Annotated in this window: 17 protein-coding genes and 3 other annotated features; of the genes, 15 read left to right on the forward strand and 2 right to left on the reverse strand. The window is 36.3% G+C overall.

Going from position 1 to position 24172, the window contains the following annotated elements:
• Positions 1-7 precede the first annotated feature (7 nt).
• Positions 8-808, reverse strand: coding sequence for a metallophosphoesterase (locus AC6I0I_RS03035; RefSeq protein ID WP_262953466.1), 801 nt, complete (start codon positions 806-808; stop codon positions 8-10).
• Positions 809-1282: 474 nt separating this feature from the next.
• Between AC6I0I_RS03035 and polA the strand changes: the two genes are divergently transcribed.
• From polA to AC6I0I_RS03105, 14 genes are all read left to right on the forward strand, one after another.
• Positions 1283-3919, forward strand: coding sequence for a DNA polymerase I (polA, locus tag AC6I0I_RS03040; protein ID WP_262953464.1), 2637 nt, complete (start codon positions 1283-1285; stop codon positions 3917-3919).
• Between the two features lie 241 nt (positions 3920-4160).
• Positions 4161-5024, forward strand: a complete 864-nt coding sequence (gene mutM, locus AC6I0I_RS03045; protein ID WP_262953463.1) for a DNA-formamidopyrimidine glycosylase — start codon at positions 4161-4163, stop codon at positions 5022-5024.
• Between the two features lie 356 nt (positions 5025-5380).
• Positions 5381-5992, forward strand: coding sequence for a dephospho-CoA kinase (gene coaE / locus AC6I0I_RS03050; protein WP_262950831.1), 612 nt, complete (start codon positions 5381-5383; stop codon positions 5990-5992).
• Between the two features lie 461 nt (positions 5993-6453).
• Complete coding sequence (locus AC6I0I_RS03055) at positions 6454-7824, forward strand: replication initiation and membrane attachment family protein (RefSeq protein ID WP_262953462.1); 1371 nt, start codon at positions 6454-6456, stop codon at positions 7822-7824.
• 5 nt (positions 7825-7829) lie between these two features.
• A complete protein-coding gene (dnaI, locus tag AC6I0I_RS03060) occupies positions 7830-8738 on the forward strand; it encodes a primosomal protein DnaI (protein ID WP_262950835.1) in 909 nt (302 codons plus the stop codon).
• 75 nt (positions 8739-8813) lie between these two features.
• Positions 8814-9025 (forward strand) — a binding site (T-box leader).
• Between the two features lie 79 nt (positions 9026-9104).
• The gene (gene thrS / locus AC6I0I_RS03065) at positions 9105-11042 is read left to right on the forward strand and encodes a threonine--tRNA ligase (protein WP_262950836.1); all 1938 of its coding nucleotides are present in this window, start codon (positions 9105-9107) and stop codon (positions 11040-11042) included.
• Positions 11043-11279: 237 nt separating this feature from the next.
• Complete coding sequence (locus AC6I0I_RS03070; protein ID WP_262950837.1) at positions 11280-12092, forward strand: YiiX/YebB-like N1pC/P60 family cysteine hydrolase; 813 nt, start codon at positions 11280-11282, stop codon at positions 12090-12092.
• 18 nt (positions 12093-12110) lie between these two features.
• A complete protein-coding gene (locus tag AC6I0I_RS03075; protein ID WP_161831574.1) occupies positions 12111-13298 on the forward strand; it encodes a hypothetical protein in 1188 nt (395 codons plus the stop codon).
• A 339-nt stretch (positions 13299-13637) separates the two neighbouring features.
• Complete coding sequence (locus AC6I0I_RS03080; protein ID WP_161831575.1) at positions 13638-14624, forward strand: hypothetical protein; 987 nt, start codon at positions 13638-13640, stop codon at positions 14622-14624.
• Between the two features lie 54 nt (positions 14625-14678).
• Positions 14679-14819: a sequence feature (ribosomal protein L20 leader region), on the forward strand.
• Positions 14820-14844: 25 nt separating this feature from the next.
• Positions 14845-15381: a translation initiation factor IF-3 gene (infC, locus tag AC6I0I_RS03085; protein WP_262950841.1), complete on the forward strand. Its 537-nt coding sequence runs from the start codon at positions 14845-14847 to the stop codon at positions 15379-15381.
• Between the two features lie 24 nt (positions 15382-15405).
• Positions 15406-15603: a 50S ribosomal protein L35 gene (rpmI, locus tag AC6I0I_RS03090; protein ID WP_161831576.1), complete on the forward strand. Its 198-nt coding sequence runs from the start codon at positions 15406-15408 to the stop codon at positions 15601-15603.
• A 43-nt stretch (positions 15604-15646) separates the two neighbouring features.
• Entirely contained in the window at positions 15647-16006 is a 360-nt protein-coding gene (gene rplT / locus AC6I0I_RS03095; RefSeq protein WP_055243298.1) for a 50S ribosomal protein L20, read from the forward strand.
• Between the two features lie 234 nt (positions 16007-16240).
• Positions 16241-17485: a hypothetical protein gene (locus AC6I0I_RS03100; protein ID WP_262953461.1), complete on the forward strand. Its 1245-nt coding sequence runs from the start codon at positions 16241-16243 to the stop codon at positions 17483-17485.
• Complete coding sequence (locus AC6I0I_RS03105; protein ID WP_161831578.1) at positions 17469-18446, forward strand: protein kinase family protein; 978 nt, start codon at positions 17469-17471, stop codon at positions 18444-18446. Before AC6I0I_RS03100 ends, AC6I0I_RS03105 begins: the two co-directional genes overlap by 17 nt.
• Positions 18447-18944: 498 nt before the next feature.
• Here AC6I0I_RS03105 and AC6I0I_RS03110 read toward each other — a convergent pair whose 3' ends face one another.
• Positions 18945-19121 (reverse strand): hypothetical protein, encoded by a 177-nt coding sequence (locus AC6I0I_RS03110; RefSeq protein WP_161831579.1) that lies wholly within the window; start codon positions 19119-19121, stop codon positions 18945-18947.
• 164 nt (positions 19122-19285) lie between these two features.
• Positions 19286-19503: a binding site (T-box leader), on the forward strand.
• A 1847-nt stretch (positions 19504-21350) separates the two neighbouring features.
• On the opposite strand from AC6I0I_RS03110, the gene AC6I0I_RS03115 reads away from it, so the two are divergent.
• A complete protein-coding gene (locus AC6I0I_RS03115; RefSeq protein ID WP_262953460.1) occupies positions 21351-23987 on the forward strand; it encodes a valine--tRNA ligase in 2637 nt (878 codons plus the stop codon).
• Positions 23988-24172: the final 185 nt, after the last annotated feature.

Genomic DNA, 24172 nt, shown 5'->3' on the forward strand with positions numbered 1-24172 from the left:
CCCACTATTAAGATTGAATGAGTAAAAAAGAATGAATCGTTGGTCGGGAGAAGAAAGAAAAAATACCTTTTCTTTCTTTAAGACCCGGATTAACATTTAAAATGAGTTGATCTGCAAAAGGATAAGTTCCGTTATAAAACTGTGTGCAACCATTTTTAGTTGAATTTCCTTGGCAGTGACCTGAAAGTTGGAGATTAATTGGATAGTCAGTGACCTTAGCTGCAAGTGTGGGTTCATGAAGAAGGAGAATTTGGAACATTTCTGAAGAGGACTCCTTTTCAAGAATATGTGTTAAATCGGGTGTCGTTGACAAAGAGTCAATCCCAATTAATTGGATGCCCTCGCTACTTCCGTTATAAAGTTCAATGGATTCATTGCGAAGGATTTTAAATGACGATCCCGTTAAAATTTTTGTAATTTCTTTTTTTTGTTTTAAATCGGTATCGCCTAAAACGGCAACCTTTGCAAGCGAGGGATTGAGCTCAGATAAAGTTTTTTCTACCTGTTTAGATAGGTCAGAGGAGATGGCTCCCTTTTCGAATAAGTCCCCCGTGAAGACGACGATATCTGCGCCGAGTTTATTTATTTCTTCGACGGTCTTTTTTAAAAGTGAAAGGTCTTTTTTTGTTTTGATTTTAGTGTCACTCAATTGAATTAAACGCGTCCCACTAAAACGTGCCGGAATGGTTGAGTGGGTAATCATGGTCTCTTCGATATGGATGCCTTGCCTGAAATTTAACATAAAATACACGAAGAGTGAAATCACAATGACTGTGATGGTGAGTAGATAGACCTGGATTTTTTTCATCATATTTCATCCTTTACCAAAATAACTGTTTATATAAGCTATTATATCATATAAAGGTTGTCGTTTTTTTATAGAAATAGATGAATGTTCGTCGTTAGCAGAACAATTGAACGAGGTGATAAATGAAAAATAGGGTACATAACATTCGGATGACGTTAAGATACTCCGTTTTCTCTACTCCGAAGCTAACGCCTAGAATTAGAAGGTAACTGAACGCAGGAATCAATTGAGTTAAAAGCAGGGTGTGTCCTGAGAAAAGTCGCACGATTAAAGGAGATTGTTGGGTTAATGGAAAAGTAAAGAGGAGTGTAATGTTAAAAAATAAAAAGAGTTGTGAAGTGATTGAATTCATATTTTGTTTCATCTTGACACCATCCTTGTAAAAATATGTTTTAAACTGCTTTGATGTGCTAAAATAATAGTACAGTATAGTAAGTAAGGCATAAAAATATGCTATGGATAAGGATTGATGCAATGAATACGTTAGTTTTAATCGATGGAAATAGTTTGATGTATCGCGCCTATTATGCGACGGCATATAGCGGGAACCTCATGAAAACAAGTACAGGAATATTTACAAACGCTTTATACGGATTTGTAAATATGATGAATAAGGTGTTAGATGATTATAACCATACGCATATGTTGGTCGCCTTTGATGCTGGTAAGACGACATTTAGACATGAATTTTTAGAAAGTTATAAAGATGGACGCAAACCGATGCCAGATGAGATGCGTTCACAAATTAATTTGATTAAAAAATATTTAGACCTTTTAGGGGTTAAGCGGTTAGAGTTAGCAACTTATGAAGCCGATGATATTATTGGAACCTTATCAACGCAGGCGAAAGGTGATAATTTTGACAAGGTGCATATTATTACGGGGGATAAAGATTTACTGCAAATGGTCGACGAGAAAACGATTGTTCATATTACACGTAAAGGTGTGACAGACATTGAGTCGTTTGATGAGGCCGCAGTTTTTGCAAAATATGAAGTTTCTCCTCAGCAAATTGTAGATTTAAAAGGGTTGATGGGGGACCCTTCGGATAATTTACCAGGAATTCCTGGAGTGGGTGAGAAGACCGCGATTAAATTATTAAAACAATTTACCACGGTTGAAAATCTAGTGGCACATACAGATGAGTTAAAAGGTAAAATGCGAGAAAAGGTAGAGGCAAACGTTGAACAGGCCTTATTATGTAAACGAATGGCGACTATTCATAAGGAAGTCCCGCTTCCACTAACCTTTGATGATTTACGTTACGAGGGACCCCATGTCGAAGAATTGATGGCCTTCTTTAAGGAAATGGAGTTTAATGCCTTTTTGAAGAAGATAAAAATGGAGGAGTCAAAAGAATCAAAACCACAGCTCCCTATTCGAATCATTCAAAGTGAACAAGAGTTAGATCAGTTAACTTATCAAGATAGTGCTATTCACGTAGAGGTCTTCGAGGAAAATTATCATCGAGGCACGATTTTAGGAATAGCAGTTGTTAATCAAGAAGAGGCTTATTATGTTCCATTTGAACTTGCGAAAAAGAGTGAGGCGTTCCTTTCATTTTTAAGTTGTTCGACGTATAAGAAGTCTATTTTTGACGTGAAACGCTCGCGTGTTGCACTCATGTGGGAAGGCTTACCATTAGAAGGGGTTGATTTTGATTTATTATTAGCGACGTATATTCTTAACCCAACGAATGGTAGTCGAGAATTTAAAAAGGTTGTTATGCATTATGATTACGATGAGGTATCATACGATGAAGAGGTTTACGGGAAAGGGGCTAAGCGTGCCGTTGCCGCACCAGAAAAGGTTGCGCGTTACGCGATCGATATTGCAACGGCAGTCTTTAAGCTAAAAGATCAAATTCTTGAGCAACTGCGTGAACAGGGGCAACTAGAACTATTTGAAGAGATGGAAATGCCATTGGCCGATGTTTTAGCAACGATGGAGTTTAACGGAATGGCACTTGATTTAAATGGTTTGGAGGAGATGGGAGAAACGTTGAAGTCTCGCCTTGTAGCGCTCGAATCGTCTATCTTTGAACAGACAGGAATGTCGTTTAATATTAATTCCCCTAAACAACTAGGAGAGGTACTATTTGAAAAGTTATCATTGCCGGTGATTAAAAAAACGAAGACGGGTTACTCAACGAATGCCGATGTTCTAGAAAAATTGCGTGATGAACATCCGATTATTCATTTAATCATGGAGTATCGAACATTGAGTAAATTATATTCTACGTATATTGAAGGTTTAAAAAAGGCGTGTTATGACGATGGGAAGGTTCACACCATTTTTAATCAAGCGTTAACCCAAACAGGTCGATTGTCATCGATTGAACCTAATTTGCAAAATATCCCTATTCGTTTAGAAGAGGGAAGAATGATTCGAAAAGCGTTTGTCCCAAGTCAAGAAGGTTGGTTGATTTTAGGGGCCGATTACTCACAAATCGAGCTTCGTATTTTGGCTCATATTTCAAATACAGAGTCATTAATTGAGGCCTTTAAACAAGGGGATGACATTCATAAGAAAACGGCAATGGATGTTTTTAAAGTGTCAGAGGAAGAGATGACATCAGATTTAAGACGTTCTGCAAAAGCCATTAACTTTGGAATTATTTATGGAATGAGTGCTTTCGGTTTATCTGAAAATTTAAATATCACTCAAAAAGAGGCAAAAAAATATATTGATCATTATTTAGAAACGTATTCGGGCATTCACCAGTATATGGAGGATATTGTCAAGGAAGCTAAATATAATGGCTATGTTTCGACGTTGTTTAATCGTCGACGCTATATTCCAGAGCTAACGCAAAAAAACTATGCGATTCGACAATTTGGAGAAAGAACAGCGATGAATGCACCGATTCAAGGGACAGCAGCGGATATTATCAAAAAGGCAATGATCGACGTGTACCGTATGATGCAGGAAAAAAAGGTACAGTCACGTTTATTATTACAGGTACACGATGAGTTAATATTTGAAGTTCCTGAGAATGAATTAGACTTGATGATTGAGTTAGTGACAAAAACGATGGAGGACGTTGTTGAATTAAAGGTTCCATTAAAAGCCGATTATTCGTATGGTCCAACCTGGTATGATGCAAAATAATGATGAAAGGGGCACGAGAGGCGAGTGCCCTTTTTAGAAGTTAACATATTTTCCTTGGAAATAAGGAGAGGAAAGATAAGGGGTTATTGGAGTTTAAACATGCGAAGCAGTCACGTCTGCATCCCATGACGAATAAAAATGGAAGTTATGCCCGATAGGGGCCCATTCAATGCAGGTGCTCCTTGCCGGGTAGCACATGATTGAACAGCTAAAGGGGTTGTTAAGAAAGAAGGTGGAACACATGCCAGAATTACCTGAGGTTGAAAATGTAAAGAATGCCCTTTGTCAACAAGTAAAAGGGAGACAAATACAGGGAGTTGAAGTGAAATATGAGCCGATGGTTAAAAATATGGAGGTAGAAGAATTTAAAAACAAGTTAACGGGTCAAACCATTCAAGAGATTAAAAGGCGTGGAAAATATCTTGTTTTTTATTTGGATGATTATGTGTTGCTTTCACACCTTAGAATGGAAGGAAAGTATTTTGTTGTTCAGCCAGATTTTGAGTTGAATCCACATGTCCATGTAGTCATGACGTTGGATGGAGGCAAACGATTGCTTTATCAGGATACGCGAAAATTTGGAACATATCACTTGTACGATCGGTCCATCAATTTAGAGGAAACCCCTCCATTTAAAGTGTTAGGAGTAGAGCCTTTTTCTTTGCAGTTTACCCCTCATTACTTAAAAGAAAAGTTAAAAAATAAAAAGAAACCTATCAAAAGTTTGCTTCTTGATCAAAGCGTCGTCTGTGGATTAGGTAATATTTACGTTGATGAAGTGCTTTACCGTGCGCGATTACATCCTTTAACACCAAGTTCGGATTTAGAGGACAGAGATTTGGAGAATGTGGTAAAATATACGGTGCAGGTTTTGGCGCGTGCCATTGAATTAGGCGGGACGACGATTCGGACATTTAGTTCCTCTCATGGGGTGCTTGGCTCTTTTCAAAACGAATTACTCGTTCATCAACGGCAAGGTGAGGCTTGTCCAACCTGTCAAAGTGAAATTGAGAAAATCAAAGTTGGTGGTCGGGGAACTTATCTTTGTCCGAACTGTCAGCGTTTGAATATAAAGGAAAACGAACGGGGTTCATCAACGGATTAATGGGTATCGTTAAAAAGAAGTGGTAGCTATTTAAGTGGGAGGCCTAAGCCACTAGGAACTTTTAAAAAGAGAGGAGGGACTGCTACGAGACAAAATGTAGTGAACTAATCGCGAGAGGTGATAAGGTTTTATAAGGGACTCACTCATCGTCAACCCGACGACGTGAACAAGGGCGTTACAACTTTTATTAAATAAGATTAATGTTTATGGTAAAACGTTAAAGAGATGAGGAGGAAGCGCGGGTGTCTGATGGAATGGAAGCAGTCAGGTTAAATTGCTCTCATTAGACGCGCTAAACGAGTGAAACTTTTTTGCGATCTATTTTTTGTCGATGTTTTAAGTAGCAGTAGTAATTAATGTTAGTCGTTGGATTAACGGGAGGAATCTCGTCGGGAAAAAGTACAATATCTTCATGGTTTTTACAAAAAGGAATCGTTGTATTGGACGCTGACCAAATAGTGAAAAATTTACAACGTCCGAATAGTCCGCTTGTCTTAAAATTAGCGGAGGAGTTCGGGGCGTCTATTGTAAACGAAAACGGAGAACTTGTACGAGACGTTTTAGGAAAAATAATTTTTTATGATCAGGAGGCGAAGGAGCGTTTAAATGCGATGATTCATCCGCTTGTCCAAGCAAAATTAGAAGAAGAGATTGAGCGGTTAAAAAAAGTGGGCGAGGGACTTGTTGTATTAGATATCCCTTTGCTTTTTGAAAGTCGTTTTGAAGCGTTAGTAGACCGTACGGTTGTTGTTTATGTTTCGCCTGATGTTCAACTTCAACGATTGATGAAGCGGGATCAAATTGATCGGGAGTATGCGTTAGCTAAAATGAATTCTCAGATGTCTTTAGATGAGAAAAGAGCACGTGCTGATTACGTGTTGATTAATAATGGAACCATGGGACAACTTAGAGAACAATTTGATCATTTATTTGAAGTGTTATGGGAACGGGCTTGTCAGGTGTTTTAAGAGGTGGGCGTGCCCACTTGCCTTAATTTTTGGATGGTTGTGAGTCGTGATGGATTAAAGTGAGAGATAGAATGGAGAAATAATGATGAAGTGGGAGCCCCTCACAAAAAGGATGGTGCGGTTAATTTGGGTGTTTGATGGCGCTAGTTGAAGAGAGGTTCGTGGCTTTTTCGGTTGGAAAATTTAACGTGCTGATGCGCGATTTCGTTGTTTTAAAGAGGTCACACTCGGTGGCGTTTTTGAAAGTCAAATTTTTTCGCGCGACCACTTTTAGTCGCTATCACATTCTTAGATCGAACGTATTAAACGCCCTAGTTAGTGATGGTTTTCCTGATGTATGATGAGAAGCCCCCTTAGCGCAAGCACCCCTTTTTTTGTTGGCCTAAAAAGAGGTGCTATTATTTGAGGTGAGGGGGGGAAATTAAGAAGATATTTCTGTTTAGATAGAAGGAGTGTTTGCGGTGTCAACACAAGGTGTTAAACCAAATACGAAGTTTAAATTGTATGGGATACAGCGGGTAACGACGGAAGAGTTACAAATTTTAATTTTACTTTACCAACCCCTCATCGGTCCTGTGGCAACTAGTTTTTATTTAACTTTAAATACGTTAGCTACACGAGGACAAGGGGAGGAGTATGCCCACCATTTTTTATTACAGATGTTAAATATTTCGATGGATGATTTAATTGAGTTTAGGCATAAATTAGAAGCGGTCGGACTGATCCAGGTGTATTGTCATAAAGGAGATGGGACGCTCGCTTATTCTGTAAGGAAGCCGATGCAAGCGAAGGAATTTTTTAATGACGGGATCATTAATGTTTTTCTTAACTTAAAGGTGGGGCATCCTGAGTATCAACAATTAAAACGGCTCTTTGCCGAAGAAGTGCCTGAAATAGAAGGAGAAAATATCTCTAAGCCATTTAACGAGGTATTTGATACAACTATTTTAATGCGTTCGTCAGCTATGCTACAGGCGAGTCCGCTCCCTACCAATCAAACGGATAAAAAAGGGGTCACGCTAGAATTATCCTTTGATAAAGAGCTGTTATTTTCTTTGTTGCACCAATTTGGGATGGATGAGACAATGGTTTCTCAAAAGTTACTCGATCAAATTAATCGAATTGCATTTTTATATAAATTAGATGAGCACGAGTTGGCAAGACTTATTTTTGATGCTTTAGATACAGATGGCTTTGTTAACTTAGAGCTTTTTAGAAAACAGGCTAAACAGTATTTTCAGTTTTTAAATAAGGGGAAACCTGTAGAAGTTGTAGAGGTTCCTCAAGTGAATCCCGAAAATTTATCACACACCCCGGAACAAGAGCAATTGTCTAAGGAAAAGCAACTCTTGCTTGTTCTTTCTCAACATCCACTAGAATTTTTACGCTTTAAGCAACATCAGAAGGAACCCGTTCCAGCGGACCGCCAATTAGTTGAATGGTTAGTCGTTGATCAACAGATGGCTGCCGGGGTCGTCAATGTTTTAATTGACTATGTGCTAAATATTTCAGATGGTCGTTTGCCAAAACAACTCGTGGAAAAAATTGCAGGTGAGTGGCAACGTAAGGAAATTGACACGACGGAAAAGGCGATTGCTCAAGTTAAGGCAACGTTGAAGGCGAAACATAAAAGGGAACTTGAAAAAACTGTTCCGGCCGCGAATAAAGTTTATGCAAAACCAACGCGTGTCGTTAGAAAAGAGCAAGTTCCAGATTGGTTAAAAGAGCAGGGGGCCACTCAGGAAGACAAAAAATCATTGTCAGATGATGACCTTCAAAAAATTGAACGTATGAAAGAATTACAAAATCAACTTTTAAATAAGAAAGGGTGAGCAAGATGCAACGGATTGGGGAGTTAATGGCAAAACCTAAAAATGCTCAGGAGGCCTATCGTGAAATTATTGATGATCCATCGATTAAAGAAGCGTTAAGCCAGTATGGCGATGAAATTGAACTTTCATTAATTTCGAGTTATATTTCTGATTTAGATGAGTTTTTAAGAAATAAAGAGAAGTGTCAGGGATGTAAAGGGATTGATCACTGTTGCCAACCGGTAAAGGGGCATTATCCGATGTTAAAGCCGGTCCATAAACAGTTAAAGGTGTCATATACGCCGTGCCAATATGCTTTAAATCAACGTCATTTAGAAAATATTAAAAGTTTTCATATGCCATCAGACATTTTAAACGCTAATTTCGAAAGATTTATTATGGACCCTGAACGGGTGGAATTTTATGAAAAAGCGACGTTATTTATTAACGAATATATGTCGACCAAAAAGGGAAGAGGTCTTTATTTATATGGACCGTTTGGGACAGGAAAAACGTATATGTTAAGTGCAATAGCTAATATTTTATCGCAACGAGGAATTGTTTGTGGGCTCGTTTACTTTCCGGAACTTATTGCTGAAATTAAATCAGGCTTTAATAGTGAAACGAATGGTGCTTACGATAAGATTGAGCAACTCAAAGAGATTGAGATTCTCATGCTTGATGATATTGGAAGTGAGTCAATGACGAGTTGGATGAGGGATGAAGTCCTTGGACGCATTTTGAATTATCGCATGCATCAGGGGCTACCAACCTTCTTTAGTTCTAATCTAGACTACCAACAATTGCAGCATCACTATTCATATACGCAAAAAGGTGAAGTCGAAGAGATTAAAGGAGCACGTGTGTTAGAACGAATTAAGGCCTTAACCGTCCCCGTTAAAATTGCAGGAACAAACTATCGACAAAAACGATGAAATCATCAGATTTTTTCTTGATTTTAAAAAAATCATGCATTATAATATGACTCAGTGATATAATATAAATAAATATTAAAGGTTTTGAAAAGGATACGGTTTAATAAAAACGTCTTTTTAGAGAAGTGACTATTAGCTGAAAGGTTACTAAGAACGCTTATTAAATTACTCCCTTTGAACTGGACTTGAAAAAGATTCCCGTTTGCTGCGTTAAAGCGAAATTAAGTTGCTGATAAGAATTAACTTATCGGAATTAGGATGGTACCGCGATTTTAATCGTTCCTACTTGTAAAGATTAGGAGCGATTTTTTTTATTGTCAAAATAATCGCTCCCGTTATCAAAAGATACAAAAAGGAGGAAATATTATGATTAACATTACTTTCCCTGATGGAAATGTAAAACAATTTGATAAAGGAGTAACTGCTGAGGCGATTGCACAATCTATTTCACCAGGATTACGCAAACGATGCGTGGCTGCAAAGGTGAACGGACATTTATATGACTTCACTCGTCCGATTGAAACAGATGCCAAAATTGAATTAATTACAAATGATCGTCCGGAAGCATGGGAAATTATCAACCATTCAGCGGCGCATTTAATGGCGGCAGCTGTTAAACGTTTATATCCAGATGCAAAATTTGGGGTAGGTCCAGCGATTGAAGATGGGTTCTACTATGATATTGATACAGAAGCAAAAATCACAGAGGCGGATTTAGCGGCTATTGAAAAGATGATGCACAAAATTTCTTCTGAAGCCTTACCCATCGTTCGTCATGAATTAAGCCGTGAGGAAGCAAAAGCGTTATTTGCAAACGATGAATATAAATTAGAATTAATTGACGCTATTCCAGCTAACGAAGTGATTACTACTTATTCAGAAGGTGATTTCACTGACTTATGTAGTGGGGTTCACGTTGCAAATACAAAAGATATTAAATTCTTTAAATTATTAAATGTGGCTGGTGCTTATTGGCGTGGAGACAGCGATAATAAAATGTTAACACGTATTTATGGGGCAGCTGCGAATACAAAAGATCAATTAGCTGAACATTTACGTATTTTAGAAGAGCGTAAAGAGCGCGATCATAAAAAAATCGGACGTGAATTAGAATTATTTACATTCAGTCCATTAGTTGGACAGGGATTACCTATTTGGTTACCAAACGGAATGAAAGTTCGCCAACAAATTGAACGTTACATTATCGATTTAGAGGAAGAATACGGATATCAACACGTAGCGACACCGGTTCTTGGATCAGTTGATCTATATCGTACATCAGGACACTGGTCACACTATAAAGAAGATATGTTTGTTCCAATGGAGATGGATAATGAAGAACTTGTGTTACGTCCAATGTCTTGTCCGCATCATATGATGGTTTATAAAACAAAATTACGTTCATATCGTGATTTACCAATTCGCTATGCTGAGCAAGTTATTCAACACCGTTTTGAAGCTTCAGGTGCGTTAACAGGTCTTGAACGTGTTCGTGCGATGACATTAACAGATTCTCACTTATTTGTTCGTCCCGATCAAATTAAGGAAGAGTTCTCACGCTGCTTAGAGTTAATTCACCGAGTAATCAAAGATTTCGGAGTGGAAATTAACTATTATCGTCTGTCACTTCGTGACCCTCAAAATAAAGAAAAGTATTTTGATGATGATCAAATGTGGGAAACAGCAGAATCAATGTTACGTGAAACATTAGTTGAAAATAATATTCCGTTTATTGAAGCGGAAGGAGAAGCAGCCTTCTACGGTCCTAAATTAGATATTCAAATTAAAACAGCATTAGGACATGATATCACTATGTCAACTATTCAGTTAGACTTCTTATTACCAGAACGTTTTGATTTAACATACGTTTCTGAAACAGGAGAAAAAGTGCGTCCTGTCGTTATGCACCGTGGATTAATCGGAACATATGAACGTTTTATGGCCTACTTAATTGAAACTTATAAAGGGGCATTCCCATTATGGTTAGCACCAACACAAGTCACTGTGATTCCAGTAAATAACCAATATCATTTAGAGTATGCGCAAGAAGTAGCGAAAGAGTTACGTAAATATAAAGTTCGCTTCGAATTAGACGATCGTGAAGAAAAAATGGGATATAAAATCCGTGAATCACAAACTAAAAAGGTTCCAATGTCTATTGTTTTAGGAGATAAAGAGGTTGCGAATAAAGAAGTGACATTCCGCCGCTTTGGAGAACAAAAAACAACAACATTACCATTAAAAGAATTTATCCATTTCTTAGTAGATGAAATTGCAGAACGTAAAAATTATCTACCTGAATAATTGATCCATGTGATGAAATAAAAAAACACTTAAAGGCTTAATGGCGTTTAAGTGTTTTTTTGTCGTTGAAAGAGAAAGGGATTATTTGTCATAAATATTATTAAAAGCATAAATTCCATAAATGTATTTTTTTGTGGTATATTGACAGAAAAAAGTTTTTTTGTAAAATTGTAGAGGAATTGATCTGAAATTTTATAGGGGATTAATTTAATAACTATTAAGGAGATGAGAGTTTATATGAAAGTAACTAGCAAAGTTATTATTGGCCTATTTATGGCTACAAGTATGTCATTAGCAAATGCAGAGGGTGTTTTTGCAAAATCAGACTATGAGGTAATAATGCCTGAAGATTTTCTTATGCGTTCAAGTGATTTAAAAACCTATTCACAACAAATTAGGGATTTGAATCAACCTATTATTGATAAGTTACCCGAGGATGAAAGGCAAGATGCTACTAGAAATGTCTTAGAAGTTATAGCGGATTTAAATAGAGAGGAGATTGATGCTATTACAGAAATGAAAAAGGATAGCTTAGTCCCTAATAGTGTAAATTATACAGCTAGGGCAGACTGGACTAATTATGGTGATATCTTAATTAGTATGGATAAGACCTTTTCGTGGAGATGGCCTAAGACAGGAGGGGTATATGTAGAGTGGAACCATGGTCATGCGGGTATTGCTGATTTTACAACCAATTATGTGATCGAAGCGCACCCAGACTTCGGGGTGGCTAGTAAAAATAGATATAAGTCGTTTTGGGCAAAATATAACACGGATGAGTTATACGTGGGCGGGGCAACTCAAGCGAAGTATAAAACAGCTGTGAATTATGCAAGGCAACAAATAGGAAAACCATATGCAATTAAAACTACACTATCTAGCACAAATGCTTGGTACTGTTCAAAATTAGTATACAAGGCGTGGTTGGCGGCTGGTTATAATGTAGGGAATGCTAAAACAAGCTTTCCGATTCCATCAGGTATTGTAGGTGTCACTCCGTATCAGATTTTATGGGATGATAATGTATTTTTCTATCAGAAGGTAAAATAATGAAAAAAGGGGATTAATATGAGAAAAAGAGTGTTACAATTGGGTGGCTTACTTATTTTTATTGTACTTGCTTCCTATGTCTTTCATCAGATGAAGCAGGGGGGTCCATCGGATTCGGCCACTGAGTTTAGTGCGAAATATATTGTAAGTCAAGATCCGTATAACAACTCCGTCTTAGTGACAACGGACGATCAAGGAAGGGTAAAAAACTATGAGGAGTTTCCAGTGGAAACAGGAATTGAGTATTCTTACCTGAAACAACTCGGTCAGCAAGTGTATTTTGATGGCTATATTGCCAAAACGCCGTCATTCTATGATTATGACACAAAAGAAATTACAACGCTACCGACCTTAAATAAAATTTATGATGTGATTAATCCATTCTCTCAACAGCTTTTTTTAACCGTGAATGGAGGATTCGCCGAGGAAGGGTTATATAATTCTGGGGCGTGCTATTTGGCAGATGAGTGGGTTTGTAAGGAGTTTGAAAGTGAACTGGCTATAAGAAATGGTGTCATGTTTAATAATAAAATTTTTCTATACGCTAACACAGCTTCTCCCGAATTAGATGAGGATGACAATCTAATAATTGAGGAGAAAATTTTAGTCTATGATTTATCATTTAATTTACTTTATTCTTGCGATATTAGAGATAATCTCGGAATAAATGATGGTCCTATTGAGTTCTATCACGCTAATAATAAGTTGTTTATATTTGGGACTGACGAGGAAAATGGCTCGTTTATGATTTTGGAAGTTGATGAGAATCTGACTATTCAAAAGAAAGTAAGCTATCCTGAAACAGACTCGAAAGAACGCGAGCAATGTGTTCCGGCTTCTAGATTTAGTCTTAGTGACGATGAATTGTTTTTGGAGGTTCTTTGTAATAAATCGTCGGAAGCCTCAGACTATCAAAAGGGATTGTATCAAGAGGATAATTTACTATTAAAAATAGACTTAAATGATATCGAGAATGCGAATTATGAAGTGTTTTTGTACGGGGATAAACGGATGGCTGGATTTGACTTTCAAAATCAAATCATCTTATTAGAAAATCGTCTTTACGAAGGAGAAAACATAGAATTAGATGTTTATGATGCCAACTTTAGTAAACTAGGGACGACGACCCTTGAAAGCTTGGATAGTAGGACGCCAACACTCGTTGATATTTCGATGGATTTAATTAAAAAGGATTCTGACAAATAGCGCAGGTGAAAAAGAAACTAAAACGATTAAGAGATTACCCAAAAGGGCAAGATGAACGAATCTTGCCTTTTTGCTATCTTTGAAGATTGTGATGAAAAAACGTATCTTATCGGTTTCGATTGATATTTAGAAGGGATAATCATTAAGATGATAGGGGATAATCCCTGTAATGAAATAAAAAAACACTTAAAGGCTTAATGGCGTTTAAGTGTTTTTTTTGTCGTTGAAAGAGATTTTGTTAGCTGAAAAAGTGGAACGTTCATGGGCATAAATATAAGGGTGATGGCTTAAAATGTAAGGAATAGTTTGAGAGAGTCTTACATGATGGGGGTAACAGAAGTGATAAAAAGTTTAATCTTAGATCTAGCAATCATTGCTGTTTTTTATTTAATCGTATCAACCTATTATAAGCGTTCGTATCGTTTGAATTTGCTTCACTTGTTAATGCAATTAGCATCGATGATTTTAGCTGGCGTCCTTTCTTTTGGAATTACCACGATGCTGATGAATCGCTTTTTTTCAACCTTTGATTTTTCTTCATGGATTCCGGAAAGTTTTAGTTACGTTCTTCAACCTTATGAGCAATACGTGCTTCCGTTTATTATTTTTATGATTTTATTTATTTTGCTATTTGCCGTATTTAAAAGTTTACTCTATGTTTTTTCAGTGAACTATGAATGGGAAAACTATTTATGTCCGCAAATTAAGTTTGATCGTAAGGTGGACCATCTTTTAAGTGGATGTTTAAGTGCCTTACATGCGTATACATATCTTTTAGTCATTCTTTTTATTTTATCCTTTCCTTTGTTTGGGGTTGTCGGAAAATATTCAGTAAGCCAACTTTTGTTGCACATTAATCCGGTAATTGGGGCATTTGTCGATGATCTTTCTGAACCGTATTATAAAGTTCAAAAGGGAATGCGTTTGTTTGGGGATGAGATGGAGTTGTTATATGCTAATAATGAGGTCGATTTTGAATATTTAAAGGAATACATCGATCAAGAACCTGCGAAGCGAGTGAAGATTCAGTCTTCCTTTGAAATGATAACACCGTTATTTGCAACACCAACTGCGTATTTAAAGTTTTTTGATTATGAAACTATTGATAAAATAAGTATGAGTAAACATTTAAGACAAATGAAGAGGTATATTGACGAAGATGTGTTAACATTGGAAATTTTTAATTCTTATTATAAAGAGTTGCTTTGTAACGGAACGTATGGTAAACTAATCGAGGATCAAATCATTAATGATGAAGCTTTACAGCTATTAATGCAAAGTCCATTGTTAAATGATGATAATCTAAAAAAATTGAAGAATATTTAATACCTAGTTGACATAAACTAATTGAGGTGTTAAAATTAATAAATGTGAATATCATGTGGAAAGAAGAAGTACCCACTTCTCACCTGATCAGCTTCAGTTGATAGGTTCAAGGTCACATCGTTACGATGTTACGTGATTGTGATTTAAACGTGGGCGCTTTATCTTAGGTTATAGTGCTTGCGTTTTTCTTTTTTTCCATGAATGTTCTATAAAATTGGAGGTGCTCATCATTAGCAAGAAAAATGTAAAAAACGAGAGCTTAATCAATGAAGATATCCGTGCAAAGGAAATGTTAGTGATTGGTCCGAATCGTGAGCAATTAGGATTAATGCAACGTAAAGATGCATTACGTGCTGCTTCTGAGAAAAACTTAGATTTAGTATGTGTTGCACCACAAGCTAACCCAATTGTTTGTCGTATTATGGATTATGGTAAATACCGTTACGAACAACAACGTCACGCTCGTGAGGCTCGTAAAAACCAAACGACTGTGAGTTTAAAAGAAGTTCGTTTAAGTCCTAACATTGAGCAACACGACTTTAATACAAAGTTGAAAAATGCACAAAAATTCCTTGCAAAAGGTGATAAAGTTAAAGTAAGTGTACGTTTTAAAGGACGAGAAATCGCACACACGGAATTTGGACGTAACGTTTTAACTCGCTTTGCTGAGGGGTGCGCTGAGATTGCGGATTTAGAATCAAATCCTAAACTTGACGGACGCTCAATGTTTCTCGTTTTAGCACCAAAGAAAAAGTAGAAAAGATAAAGGAGGAACTCTACCATGCCAAAAATGAAATCTCATCGTGGAGCTGCTAAACGCTTTAAACGTACAGGATCAGGAAAATTAAAACGTTCTCACGCTTATACAAGCCATTTAGCTCATAACAAAACAACAAAACAAAAGAAACACTTAGCTAAATCAGCTGTTGTATCTAATAGCGATTACAAACGTATTAAAGATATGTTATATAGCTTATAATAATCACTAAACATTTTTCGTAACAACAAAGGAGGAACTCATTATGCCACGTGTAAAAGGTGGAGTTGTATCACGCAAACGTCGTAAACGCGTTTTAAAATTAGCAAAAGGTTATTTCGGATCTAAACATACATTATACAAAACAGCAAATGAGCAAGTAATGAAATCATTACAATACGCTTACCGTGACCGTCGTCAGAAAAAACGTGATTTCCGTAAATTATGGATCACTCGTATCAATGCGGCTGCTCGTATGAACGGATTATCATACAGCAAATTAATGCACGGATTAAAATTAGCTGGAATTGAAGTTAACCGTAAAATGTTAGCAGACTTAGCTGTTTCTGATGCTGCTGCATTCGCAACTTTAGCTAATACAGCTAAAGAAGCAATGAATAAATAATTTATTGTTTCATATTTTTTAAGAGAATAAGCATCCTTTAGGGATGCTTTTTTTTATGATTTAAATGGGTTAGTTAGATAGATATGTGGGGTGTTTTAAACGAGAGCTCATGTTTATCCGTATTAATTTGGAAGTTTTTCAATTGAAATGTTGAATCATTTTTGATCTCGATTTCACATATTTTAGAATTTGAAGAATATAATGAATTGAAATATCAAATTAGGAGGGTCTAACATGAGTTATTCATTTAATTGGGATTGTACATTACCGATCAACAACATAGCAGATATCGTATCGCTTAATATTGTGCTAAACACAAAGGCGCACGATGAAGGAGATTATTTATCTTTACGCGGCGATGTATCGATTGATGGAGAGTACTTAACAACAGAAGGAACACAAAAAACATTTACTGAGCATATTCCACTTGATATTACTTTACCTAATAGCGGTAAAAAAGGGGATATTAATGCCGATATTACGAATTTTGATTATGATGTAAAAGGTGATAATAGTTTAGCCTTATCTTTAAATTTAACATTAGAAGGATATGACTTAGGTGATGTGGTGAAATTAGTAGATGAGGATCACCATGAAGAGGACTCTCAAACACAGGCCCCTGTGATGTTTAATAAAGGTGCCGAAGTTGCTAAGTCTGAGGTTTGTGAAGTTGTGGAAGTAGAACCTGCAGTTGGGGAAGTGAACGAAATCGAAGTAGTAGAAGATGATTCGGATTATATCGATTTTGACGAGGTTGTATTCGATCATCAACCGATGCACGAGGCTATTGATCCAATGTTAGCTGAAGAGCGTAAAGAAGCTTTAACTGATAAGATTAAAAAAGTGATTGAGAAGCAAACAGCTACTGTTTCTGATTCAACCGTGGAAAATGTAGTAGAACCAACGAAAGAGACTGAAGTAACGGTTGTAGAACCAGTGGTCGGGGAAGAAGTTAAGGTAGAAAAAGAGCATCATAAGGCTGTTCCAGAAATTCCAGTGGTTCACCAAGAGGTAGAGGTTGAAGAGACAGATGAAGTGTTACCATTTCCAATCAAGAAAGAGAACGCTGCAGAAGTCACAGTGAAACCTCAACAGAAATCAGAAATTTTTGATATGTTATACTCATTAGAAGGGGAACATCCAATTACAAATGATTCAGTAGAAGACGTTGTGGAAACAGTTGTAGAAGCAACACAACCAGTAGAAGAAGCAGAGTTGCTTGAAGTGGCAGAAAAGATGGAAGAATTAGCCCCTAATACGTCAGTTTCAGTTGTTTCAAATGAAGATTCAATTGCTAATCAATTTTCAGATGGGGAAAGCATTTTAAAAATCATTTTTGTTCAAGAAGAGGAAACAACGATCACAAATATTTGCACAAAGTATGGGGTGTCAGAAAAAGAAATTTATAATAAGGATGAGTTGGCTACACCATTACGCTGTGGAGATCGTGTGATGATTAACTATGGCAAATTACGATGAGATAAAGGAATTTGTTCAGGCCCATTATAATTTAGTAATTGAATCGATAACACCGATTACGCAAAAATCTATGAAAATTAGAGCGACTAATCACGAGTATTTGTTAAAAGTCGCTAGTGGGAATGATGAGTTTATTATGAAGCAACTTTTTGCGTATAAATCGTTGTCACATAATATATTACCTATTTATCGCACAAGGGATAATAAGCACTGCGTCCCTTGGCGCGATCATTTTTTTTACCTCACGGACTATGTTCAGACTATCCCACTTCCGCTTGAGCAACAGATTCACTATTACATTGAATTACTTGGGAAACTACACGCTGAAACAGCGTTAGAAGTCGATGTGCGTGATGATGAGCTGCAACGTATTTATAATAAAGATTATAAGAGGTTACAAGATAGTTATGATGCGTTGCAAAAAAATATGGAGGCTTTTGAGTTGAGGCAGGATCGCTCTCCTTTTGAGTGGTATTTTATGATGGTCTATCCCATGTTGTATACGATGTTGCATCATGCTCATGATGAGTTAAAGAAATTTTATGATTTAATCAAGAAAGATAAAAAAATGCCGATTAGTTTAATTCATGGGGATGTAAATGTTGCTAATTTATTAGTAACTGAAAAGTCGTCCTATTTAATTAACTTTGAAAAGAGTATGTTTTCTATTTCCTCTGTCGACATGTGTTTGTTTTTAGAAAATTATCATCAAGTTCCAGGGTTGCATTCCATTATTTTAGATTACGTAAAAAATGAGAAGGTTCAAGCGCTGCGACACTATTTCTTTTTTCGATCACTTTGTATTGACCTAGAGGAATTAAATCAAAATTTACAGGATCATTCGCTCATTAATATTGCGTTATTAAATGAGTGTATCGCCCCCCACTTAATGGCTTTGCAGGTGTATGACCAATTTAATGCACCGCCGCCGAGTTCAACAACCGGAACGAAGTCATCATAAATGAATCTCCTCTGTTATGAAAAATGGGGATAGGTGGTTGCTTTATAAAAATTTTCGGCTGAGTAACCGCTGATGATTCGTGTGAGGGAAAGTTTATCAAAGGCAAAGGGTTATTCTGTTTGTATATTAGCTATGAAAAAAGTAATTGGAATTGAATGTTCTTCCAATTACTTTTTTTGTATGGATGAAAAGGAGGGGACTTTTCATTCGTATGACAGTGGATTTGATCGTTTAAATGTTCCGTTGTCGTGATAAGGAATCCTTATTTAACGGTCATTAATCGAATGGAGTTAGCGATGACAGTTTAGCTACCATTGTTTGAAGGGCTGTTGCTTAAAGGATAGAAGGAGAAAGGGAGAATTAGAACGTTATCGAATCAATTGATTCTAGTGAAACGATAGTTAGAACGCAAAAAGCAATCGTTCAATGAGGCGAAACGATTGCTTTTTAAAAAGGCTACAGACCTGGAGTCATGGCCTACTTTTATGTTAGGCTGAATTAGCAAATCCACCACAAAAGTCCGAGTAATCCTCCAAGAATCATGAGCATTACAAAATCAAATTGGGAAAATGAAAAAATGATTAAATAAAGTTGATAGAAAAATAAAACAGAAATAATTGAGCGAAGGGATTGCAAATAAGCTCTAAACCCTCCACCCCGCTGATAGCGTCCCATATTTTCACCCCCTATGCTATAGTCTATGCGGACAGGAAACGGAGTATCAATTCGTTTTCACAAAAGAAAATAAATATTTTTCGTGTAGAAGGTTATAAAATTTTTGACTAACTCTTGAATAAGGAGGCGGATTATAGTAGAATATCAGTGTATATAATGTGATATAAAAAACGATGATCAGGAGGAGTAAAAGTTTCCTTCACATTCTAGAGAGAGGTTTCATAGCTGAAAGAACCTTATGTGATCACTTTGAAGTAGCCTGTGAGTTGAGTTTCTGAAATAAAAGTAGGAAATTTCGTTTACTGCGTTAAAGTTTAGAGAGGTAGGTTTTTGAACCTGCAAACAAGGTGGTACCGCGGAATAGTAGCATTTCGTCCTTAGTTATAGGGCGGAGTGCTTTTTTTTGCGGCTTGATAATAACAGATAACGTCCTTGAATTGCTACGATATCGGTATAAAGCTTAATTCATCATAAATAAGGAAAAGGATAGATTCTCCCACCATGTTCTTCTAAAAATCACGGAGTAAGGTTCTAAGGTTGGTTTTTGAAAGAGTACTAAAGAATTTATTGATGACTTATGACGATTAAGATTTTAACAAAATAAAAAACTTTCTTTAAAACGAAGAGTGATGATTCCAATTATTTAAAAGAGCAATCGTTTTCCTTTTATTTAAAAAAGGCGCTGATAAATAAAGGAGTCTGACATTCAGTGAGAGACCTTTTAAATACGAGTTACAAAGATAAAATATGAGAGCCAAAATCCAGGTGGTGCTTATATTCTCACTTTTTTTGAAGGAGAAACTGCTTAAAAAGAGGATTAAATGAAGACGTGTTAAATAGGAGCTAGTATAAGTCCAAAATCCAGGTGGTATTTATAAAATCGAACCTATTTAACCTATTAAAGAATTTTAAGTCTGGTTCATCATAATCGAACGGATTAAAGGAAAAGGTGTTAGGGTGATGAAGTGTAACATGAAAGCTAAAATCCAGGTGGTTTTCTTCACTTTAAACCTTAAATCCATATCGATAAGAGAAATATTTTTAACGAAGAAGTTTGGAAGTTAATTTTTCATCGTATGTTTATAAATCCAAAATCCAGGTGGTTTTATAATGATTCATTCATGATGAATGATAGTTCATTTAGAAAAGAGTCAGGATTTATTTATCAAAATGTAGAGGTCCAAAATCCAGGTGGTACTTATCAACGTTTAAGTAGTAAATTCTTCCCTGCTAAATGAAGAAAAACGATAGAGATTTACTTCAATAAGATTTTATTTTTCCAAAATCCAGGTGGTTCAAATAAAATCTATAGATCTTTTTTGTCTATAAAATGAGTATTATCGTTATTTTGATGAGAAAATGTCTTTAAAATGGCAGGATGAACCCTAGCAAACGGTTCCTTTTGAATCAAATGGATTATAATGACTAGTTAATTAATTCTATGTCCCAACTTTAATCGAATATCTTGTGGGCAGATGGTCTCTTTTTAAAAATAATTAGGTGAGTGAAAAAAGTTAATCGAAATAAACGTATTAAAAAGAATAATCGCTTGAATCAGTTTTGACCTTTATGTGAAGGTGAATATTTTTTAATTGATAAGTCCAAAATCCAGGTGGAATGAATCATTAATTTAAGAGGGACGAAATATTTTTAAATCATTTAGGTAATCGTCATAGTGGTTTTAATGATTGTTTTTTAAAGGACCGATTAACTCTTGAACGGATACTAGCGTATTCCTATCAAGAAAGAAACACGAGATAGACAAAAAGGCTTATTTTCATGAGATTTAAGAATCTTACGTCCATTTTCATTGATTTCAAAAAATATGAAAAATATTTTTAATTAAAAGCAAGCATTTAACAATGAGACATCATCCATTTTTTGATTCGTCATGCGCGTTCACCACGCGTCATAACGGGTTATTCCCATTTGATTAGGAATCTAATTCATTCATTTGATAGAATAAGCACACTCACCATGTGTAAATTCAGATTATTCCAACCTAATCAAAAAGAAATCCATCCATTCTCCTTGTTTTATTGAACAAGGTGATTATTCCAATCGTCATTGTTTAGTGCTGAGGTTTAGTTAAAGAGTATTTTTTATTGTTTTTTAGATAGGGTGACGATGGCCGAGGAATCTTGAGGAAGTGGGGATAGCCTACTTTGTTTATATAGGCCTGTTGTTTCAAATAAAACGCTAGTCACACTATAATAAGGAGGACCAAAAATGTCAAAAAACTTGGCACCTAAGTATAATCATTTAGAAGTAGAAAATGGTAAGTATGCATTTTGGTATGAGCAAGATTGCTTTAAAGCTCAACCTCAATCGAATAAACCTAAGTATACGATTGTAATCCCACCACCTAATGTAACAGGAAAATTACATTTAGGGCATGCTTGGGATACTTCATTACAAGATATTATTATCCGTATGAAACGTATGCAAGGATACGATGCGTTATGGTTACCAGGAATGGACCATGCTGGAATCGCGACTCAAGCGAAAGTAGATGCGCGTTTAAAGGAGCAAGGTGTTTCACGTTATGACATTGGTCGTGAAGCATTTTTGGAGAAAGCATGGGAGTGGAAAGAAGAGTATGCCGGATTTATTCGCCAACAGTGGGAAAAAATGGGGCTATCTTTAGATTATTCACGTGAGCGTTTCACCTTAGATGAAGGTTTATCAAAGGCTGTTCGTAAAGTCTTTGTTCAATTATATGAAAAAGGGTTAATTTATCGTGGTGAGCGTATTATTAACTGGGACCCAGCAGCACGTACCGCTTTATCAGATATTGAAGTTATCCATAAAGAAATCGAAGGAGCTTTCTATCACTTTAAATATATGATTGAAGGAACAACTGATTTCTTAGAAGTAGCAACCACTCGTCCAGAAACGATGTTTGGGGATGTTGCGGTAGCTGTTCATCCAGAAGATGAGCGTTATAAGCACTTACTAGGTAAAAACGTATTAATTCCGGGGAATAACAAGCCGATTCCGGTTATTGCTGATGAGTATGTTGAGATGGATTTCGGAACGGGAGCTGTTAAAATTACTCCGGCACATGATCCAAACGACTTTGAAGTTGGAAATCGTCATGATCTTGCACGCCCAATTTGTATGAATCTAGATGGAACAATGAATGAGCTTGCTGGTAAATATAGCGGAATGGACCGTTTTGAAGCACGCCGTCAGTTAGTAAAAGATTTAGAAGAAGCGGGATTAGTCGTTAAGATTGAAAAACATGTGCATTCGGTTGGACACTCAGAGCGTACAAATGCAATTGTTGAACCGTATTTATCAACGCAATGGTTTGTTAAGATGGAAGAATTAGCTGCTCGTTCAGTTGCTAATCAGTCAACGAGCGATAAAGTTAACTTTGTTCCGGACCGCTTTGAAAATACATTCTTACGTTGGATGGAGAATATTCATGACTGGTGTATTTCACGTCAATTATGGTGGGGACATCAAATTCCGGCTTGGTATCATAAAGAGACGGGAGAAATGTATGTAGGTGAGGAAGCACCTGCTGATTCAAGTCAATGGACACAAGACGAAGATGTTTTAGATACATGGTTCTCATCAGCATTATGGCCGTTTACAACACTTGGGTGGCCAGATGTTTCTTCAGAAGACTTTAAAGCCTATTTCCCAACGGATACGCTTGTTACAGGGTATGATATTATTTTCTTCTGGGTATCACGTATGATTTTCCAAAGTTTGGAGTTCACTGACCAGCGTCCATTTAAGAATGTTCTTATTCACGGATTAGTTCGTGATGCTGAAGGACGTAAGATGAGTAAATCATTGGGTAACGGGGTTGACCCAATGGATGTTATCGAAAAATATGGAGCGGATAGTTTACGCTATTTCTTAACGACAAACTCGGCTCCAGGCCAAGATTTACGTTATATCGAAGAAAAAGTAGAGTCTACATGGAACTTTATTAATAAGATTTGGAACGCTTCTCGATTCGTTATTATGAACTTAGATGGAATGACGTGCGAGGATGTTGATTTATCTAAAGCTACATTAAACGTTGCTGATCAATTTATTTTAGGACGTTTAAATGAAACGATTGAAGCAATTAATTATAATGCGGATAAGTTTGAGTTTGGAGAAGTTGGACGTCATCTTTATAACTTTATCTGGGAAGATTTCTGTAACTGGTATATTGAAATGGCTAAGTTACCATTACAAGGTGATGATGAACAAGCCAAACATTCAACGCGTATGGTATTAACGTACGTATTAGAATCAATTGTTAAATTATTACATCCATTTATGCCATTTGTGACAGAAGAAATTTACCAAATGATTACTCGCGAAAATACAGCTTGTGCAGTTGCTTCATGGCCAGTTGTTAAAGAGGAATATAATCATTCAAAAGCCATGACTGATTTTACTTTATTAATGGATATTATCCGAGGTGTTCGTAACATTCGTGCGGAAGTTGAAGCGCCGATGAGTAAACAAATTCGTATTTTCATTAACGCGAAGTCAGAAGAGGCATTAGAAAATTTAACGACAAACCAAGCCTATTTACAACGTTTCTGTAATCCAAGCGAATTAGTTATTGAAAAGGGATTAACGGTAGATGAGGAAACAATGACTGCCGTTGTAACGGGAGCGGATATTTTCTTACCAACTGATGGATTAATCGATGTTAGTGCGGAGATTGAGCGTTTAAATGCTGAATTAAAGAAATTAGCTGCAGAGGTTAAACGCGGAGAATCGAAGTTGGCAAATGAGAAATTTGTGGCGAAAGCACCTGCCCATTTAGTAGAGGAAGAACGTCATAAACTCTCAGATTATAAGGAAAAATACGCAACAGTTGAAGCTCGTTTATTACAACTTCAAAAATAATTTTTACAAAAAAAGCTTTCGGTCATTGACCGAAGGCTTTTTTTGTATGAATCAGGTAGAAAGGTTGGGAAGTCCTTTAAAAATGCTACATTAGTTGATAAAATTATAGATAAGTCTGACTATATTTTTATAAGAAAAAACCTTTTAAATAATGATTAAAGGAAAAGGATGTAGAAAGTGAGTTT

This window comes from Turicibacter sp. St.80E1, from assembly GCF_059728495.1.